Here is a 6,182-nt window from a genome sequence, read left to right as displayed (position 1 = left end):
AAATCAAAGAAACCGTCGAACACATCGCCCGTGACCGCAACCGGGCCCTCACATTCATCACAACCTAGAGTAACCAGTCAGCACGGAAAGTGACCTTCGCGCAGCCCTGATGTTCTCCCGGCCTTTGCCGGCGACCCGCGGGTGCGGCTGCTGTTCACCGTCATCGACGGATCGCCGTTCGGCCCCGGCTCGGCGGAGTTTCTCGACGACATCGGGGCACAGACAATTCCCTGGGCACATGCGGTGGCCGGCCGATTCGACCTGGCGCTGGCCGCGAGCCGAAGTGGCGACCTGCACCGATTAACCCCACCGCTGGCCGTCTTTCCACACGGCGCAGGATATAATAAGTACAGGAAACAGGAAACAGGAAACAGGAAACAGGAAACAGGAAACAGGAAACAGGAAACAGGAAACAGGAAACAGGAAACAGGAAACAGGAAACAGGAAACAGGAAACAGGAAACAGGAAACAGGTTTACGGGTTCGCCCACGACCAGCTTGTCCACGACGGGCGGGTGGTACCGGCCGCGATCGTGCTCTCCCACGCCGAGCAGCTCGACCGGCTCGGTCGCGTCTGCCCGCCGGCCCTTCCCGCGGCGGTCATCGCCGGCGATCCCTGCTACGACCGGATGCGGGCGAGCCGGCACCGCCGCCGCGAGTACCGTGGCGCGCTGGGCGTCCGTCCCGACCAGAAGCTGATCGTCCTGACGTCCACCTGGGGTTCGGGATCGCTGCTGGAGCGGGCGCTGGAGCTGCCGGCACGCCTCGTCGCCGACCTGCCGATGGACGAGTACCGGGTGGTCGCGGCGATCCATCCCAACGTCTGGGCCCAGCACGGCGCATTGGAGGTGCGACGCTGGCGCGCCGCGCTCATCGCCGCCGACCTGGTCGTCAGGGACCACGGGTCGGTCGGCGTGTACGGCGCGGCGCTCGACCGGCCGGTGCTGCTCGCGGCGGGTGAGCCCACCGAGGTGGACCCGGCCGGATCGACGGCGCGGCTGCTTCGCCTCGCACCCGTACTCGAACCGGCCTATCCGTTGCGGCGACAGGTCGACGACGCGATCGGTGGGCACATCCCGGGCCGCTACGCCGAGCTCGCCGCGGGGACGTTCGCCCTCCCCGGCGAGTCCCTGACGACGCTGCGTTCCCTGCTGTACGGGCTGCTGGGGTTGCCCGAGCCTCCCGGACCGGCCCGGGTCGCCAGTATCGATCCGCCCGAGCCGGAGGGACGCGCCCCGACCGCCATGCTGGTGTCGACGCAGGTGCGGGCGCAGGCGGCCGGCGGCGACCCGGTCGTCGAGATGGCCCGGTTCCCGGCCGCCGCCGACAGGCCGTGGCTGGCCGAACCGTCGGGGGCGGACGTGCACCTCGCTGTCGACGTCACCGAATCCGACCTCGGCCTGTTGGAGAGCGCCGACGTGCTGCTCCGGCGCAGCCCCACCCTGGGATTCCCCGCCCGCGAGTGGACGGCGAGCGCGCTGGCGGACTTCCCGGGCTGCCGCGTCGCCGCCGACGTCACCACCGCGGGTCGCTGCGCGCTCCGCCTGCGCGGCGGCCCAGCCGTCGAGGTCCACCAGGCCCACCAAGTCCACCAGGACGGCGGGCCGGCTGGGCGGGAGGAGCCGGTGGCGATGGAGGTGCTCGCGTCCGTCGTCTACGCCTGGGTCGTCGGCGGTCGCTCGCTCGACGCCCTGGCGCGCGGGGTGGACGTCCGCCTCGGCGCCCGGTACACCCGGGTGATGGCCACCGCACCGCGCTGGTGACAGGAGTCGGCCGCGGACTCGCCGCAGCCGCAGGCCGTGACGCGGCAAGGGGTCCAGGCCGTGACGCGGCCAAAGGTCACGGTGCGGCAGCCGCCACACCTGATTCCGCGCGCGGACTCGCGACCTCGGCGAAGATTACGAAAGCCGCCTCGAGGTGCGCGCGCCACCGGGCATCGTCGCCGGCGCGGCGCGCGACGTCGGCGAGCAGCTCCAGCGCGAGGGCGACCTGGAAGGGGATGTCCCGCCGGCGCATGATCGACGATGCCTCGGTGAGTACCCGCTCGGCCTGCTGGTACCGCCCGAGGTCGCGGTAGGTCTCACCGAGACTGATCAGCACCCGCGCGCGGTTGCGCTCGTCGCCCACGGCGACGAACCCGGCGGCCGCGTCGGCGAGGACATCGACCGCCTCGTCCCGGCGGCCCGACCGGCTGAGCGCACGGCCCAGGTGGTGCGTCTGCAACGCGGCCCCGCGCGGGTTACCGATCTCGACGTTGACCGCTCTGGACTGCTCGAACGCCGCAATCGCCGCGGGGTACTCGCCCTGCTCGAACCGGGACCGCCCGGCGAACTCGACGACGGACGCCGCCAGCCGACGATCCGCCGCGGCGCGGGCCAGCGTCAGCGCGGCGTCGAACTCGGCATGCGCTGCGTCGTAGAGTCCGAGCTCGACGAGGACCCGGCCGAGCTGGCTGCGCATCCTCGCCTCGGCGGCGCGGTGGCCGAGGCGGTGGGCGGCCTCGACCGCCAGCTCGTGCGTCTCGCGCCAGTCGGCGTAGTGCTTGCGGTTGTAGTAGAAGGCCCACAACGCCTCGCACAGGACCCAAACCATCGTGTCCCAGCCGCGCCTCGCCGCCGCCCGCACACAGCCCAGCAGGTTCAGCCGTTCGGTCTCGAACCAGCGCAGGGCCTCCGCCGGGGAGCCGAACGGCGGGAACTCCGCCGCCTGGCGCGCCCAGATCTCGTCCGCCAGCCGCAGCCGCGGCCCGAGCACGGCCCGGTCCGCGAGCACTGCACGGCGCAGATACACCTCGATCATCCGGTGCAGCAGGCGGTCGCGGACCTCGGCCGGATCGTCGAGCTCGGCGCGGCGCAGCGCATGCACCCGGACCAGTTCGTGCAGGCGGTGTCGACCATCCGCCTCTTCCACGTCGACCAGGTTGGCCAGCACGAGCAGGTCGAGCGTCTCCGCCACCTCGGCGGCGGGCTGCCTCAGCGCCGCCGCGGGGACGGCGACGTCGAATTCCAGCCCCGGATGCACCCCCAGCACCCGATACAACACCTGCGCCTGCTCGGGAAGGTCCAGGTACCCGATCTCGAAGGCGGCTTCGACCACCCGATCCCCGTTCCTGGAGAAACGATCGAGTCGCCGCCGCTCGTCACGCAGCCGCTCGGCCACGGTGGCGATCCGCTGCCGCGGCTGGCCCCTGAGCTGCCCGCAGACCGCCCGCAGCGCGATCGGCAGCCCGCCGCACAGCCGCACCACCTCGGCGACCGCGTCGGGTTCGCGGTACGCCCGATCCGCGCCCACCATCTCACCGATCAGCTCGGCGCCGTCGCCGAGCAGGCCCTCCAGCCGCAGGTGACTCGTCACGACCACCACGCTCTCCGCCGACGCGGGCAGGACCGCCGTCACCTGCGACGCCGTCGCCACGCCGTCGAGCAGAATCAGCAGGCGACGCCCGGCGGTGCGGTGCAGGAAGGCGGCCTGCAACCGGCGCAACCTGGCAGCCTCCCTCGCGTCCTGTCCCGAGCCAGTGCTCGCGTCCGGCCCGCCCTCATCCGCCCGCCGCGGTGGCCCGGGCGGGTCGTGCGGGTCGCCACCGAGCGCCTCGATGAACCGTTCGAGTACCTCGCTGGCGGCAACGGCGCCACGGCCCCTCTGCCGGCCGAGGTCGAGGTAGAGCTGGCCGCCGTCGAACCTGTCTCGGATCTCGTGCGCCCACCGTGCCGCCCCGGCGGACTTGCCCACTCCGCGCAGCCCGCTGAGCGGGACGACCCGGGGGCTGGGCACGTCCCCGATCCGGCCGACGATGTCGTGGAACGCGGCCCGTTCGGCCGCCCGGTCGACGAACACCTCCCTGACGGCGGGTAGCTGCCCAGGCACAACCATCACGGCGGGTCCCACTCCAAGCGGTATCGCCCCGTGGAGGTGGACCTCGCCGATGTCCCGGGCCTGTACAAGGTGCCCACCCGTCCGACCGGACACCTCGTTGCGCACGCCCGCGTCACCCATGGCCCCCGCGTCACCCATGCAGACCGCCACCCGTCGGCACGCCACTGCCCTCGGCCAGGCCAACCCAGATCCCCGCCATGCCCGCGTCCATTCTGCTGCGCAACGTGACAGTCTGGGACCGAATCTATCCCGTTCCACCACCGTCGGCCCGGAACTACGGGACGGTTGGGATGGGATCAGTGCAGCGGGGAGAAGCCGGTCGGCCAGGCCATGATCGACTGGGCGTCGAGGATCTGCTCCGGGGCGCCGGCCGGGGGCCAGATGCCGCGGGCGGCGAGGTCGCGGCGGATCTCGACCCGCTCGTCCAGGCCGCCGAACGGCCAGATGTGGATGATGCGCGTCGGGCCGTCGAGCACGTACATGGCGACGGTCAGCGGGTCGATGACGTGGCGGGCGAGCAGCGCCCCGCGCCATGCCTCGATGGTCGGCGGCAGGCCGCCGGGGCGCAGGTGGTAGTCGCGGATCTCGTAGACCGTGCCGAACTCGCCGGGTCGGACCGGGGGAACGAACGGGAACGGCGCGAAGCTCGCCAGGGAGAGATCGGTGACGACGCTGCCGGGCCCGGCGCCGAACGGGGCGGCGGACAGGCGGGCGCGGGTCCGCTCGGCCGCGAGCTCGCCGTCATCGTCGAACGACCGCAGGACGAACAGCCGGCCGAGTGGCCCGTGCTCGGTCTGCCAACAGCCGAGCAGGCGACCCCGCGCGCCCGCGCCCTCCACCCAGGGCAGCACCCCCTCGGCGGCCCGCCCGCCGTCGGCCAGGCCGAAGTGCAACGTGGCCAGCTCGTAGCGAACGGCCTGCTCGGCGGCGCCCAGGTCGGCTCCGGTGATGGCGGCGGGCTCGGTCATGCGGCTCCTTCGGTCACAATCGGTCGGTCGCGCGGGCGGCATCGCAGCCGCCGAGTCGACTACCTGACCTATACCTGACCCGTCGGCTCGCCGCCGCGTCCTTCGGCCGGCCGAACGGCGCCGGCGGCGTTCGGCGCTTGTTCGGGCGCGGCGACGCACGGCTCACGCGGACCACCGGCCACCCCGGTGCCTCACGCCGTTTAAGGTGATCCGGGATAACCGCGCCGAAACGTAGGGGGTCGACGGCGATGAGCGATGCCGGGACGGGCACGACCGGGGCGGGCTGGTTCACGCCGGTGGCGGCGGGCGTCCAGCCGGTGGACCTGAACATCGAGGTGCCGCACCCGGCCCGGATGTACGACTATTACCTCGGCGGGAAGGAGAACTTCCCCGCCGACCGGGAGACCGCCGAGCAGGCCATCGCCGCATTCCCGAACACCCGCAACGCCGCCCGGCAGAACCGCGCGTTCCTGGTGCGGGCCGTGCGCCACCTCGTGGGCGAGGTCGGCATCCACCAGTTCCTCGACATCGGCACCGGCATCCCCACCTCGCCGAATCTGCACGAGGTCGCGCAGGGCATCGCGCCGGACACCCGCGTCGTGTACGCGGACAACGACCCGACCGTGCTTGCACTCCATTGAGGCTTCTGACCAGCATCTTTCTGGCAAATGGCGCCGGCCTGTAGTCCGTCCCCGTGTTGCACACATCTCGCGGTGTGGGTGTGGCGGGCTGGGGCAGTGCGCCGACCGCCACATCAGCGATCGTCTGTAGCGCCTCCAGAGTGACGTTTCCCACTCCGGGGAATGGCGGGTTGCGCCAGTCGCCTACAGCGAGCGTGGCGCCGAGGGCGGAGTTCCCCAGCGTGGAATGTCCGGTCTCGGCCAAGATGGCTGCTACCTGGGCCAATGCCTGGGCCTGCTCGTCCGGGTGGGTGATGGTACGAGCGACCTGTTCGGCGCTGGTAGCGAGCTGTTCGGCACGATCATGTGCCCGGCCTGCGAGCGAGGCAGGCGTGGCCGCAACAGATACCCGTGGCCGCCGATGAGCGTCAGACTTTACGCCGACCCGCCCACGCCGACTCGCGCGAAGATCCACCGCACACCGGAGACGGGCCGCCGCAGACCGGTATGACGGACACGGGCGGGGACGGCGCCACGGGCGGTGCCGGACGCCGGCGGATCGACATCCCACGACACGGCCAGAGCGCAGGATTCCCCCGATGCCGAGCCGAACGACGAGGACACCGAAGCGGTAGCGCGCTGGCTGGCCGATACCCCAGCCGAAGCCCCGCCCATCCCGCCAGCGGTCGGAGCCCTCATCGCGGGCGTACTCGCCCGCC

General features: G+C 72.0%; 3 protein-coding genes and 1 pseudogene. 2 read left to right on the top strand and 2 right to left on the bottom strand.

Annotated features, from left to right (window positions below):
- Positions 1-514: 514 nt before the first annotated feature.
- Positions 515-1,762: a hypothetical protein gene (locus G6R25_RS19975; protein WP_163554168.1), complete on the top strand. Its 1,248-nt coding sequence runs from the start codon at positions 515-517 to the stop codon at positions 1,760-1,762.
- Between the two features lie 76 nt (positions 1,763-1,838).
- On the opposite strand, the gene G6R25_RS19970 is transcribed toward G6R25_RS19975, so the two are convergent.
- Positions 1,839-4,013 carry a tetratricopeptide repeat protein gene (locus G6R25_RS19970; RefSeq protein ID WP_163554167.1) on the bottom strand — a complete coding sequence of 725 codons (2,175 nt, stop codon included), beginning with the start codon at positions 4,011-4,013 and terminating at the stop codon, positions 1,839-1,841.
- 158 nt (positions 4,014-4,171) lie between these two features.
- Positions 4,172-4,843, bottom strand: a complete 672-nt coding sequence (locus tag G6R25_RS19965) for an NIPSNAP family protein (protein ID WP_163554166.1) — start codon at positions 4,841-4,843, stop codon at positions 4,172-4,174.
- A gap of 248 nt (positions 4,844-5,091) precedes the next feature.
- Here G6R25_RS19965 and G6R25_RS19960 point away from each other — a divergent pair.
- A pseudogene (locus tag G6R25_RS19960) lies at positions 5,092-5,475 on the top strand (SAM-dependent methyltransferase); the annotation flags it as partial.
- Positions 5,476-6,182: the final 707 nt, after the last annotated feature.

The organism is Candidatus Frankia alpina (assembly GCF_902806485.1).
Taxonomy (GTDB): domain Bacteria; phylum Actinomycetota; class Actinomycetes; order Frankiales; family Frankiaceae; genus Frankia; species Frankia alpina.
The sequence above is the reverse complement of the archived record's forward strand: the minus strand, read 5'-3'. Positions and strand labels throughout refer to the sequence as shown.

Excerpts from the sequence above, each read along its gene's own strand:
- G6R25_RS19970 (WP_163554167.1), bottom strand. The coding sequence starts at position 4,013 with ATGGGTGACGCGGGGGCCATGGGTGACGCGGGCGTGCGCAACGAGGTG.
- G6R25_RS19965 (WP_163554166.1), bottom strand. The coding sequence starts at position 4,843 with ATGACCGAGCCCGCCGCCATCACCGGAGCCGACCTGGGCGCCGCCGAG.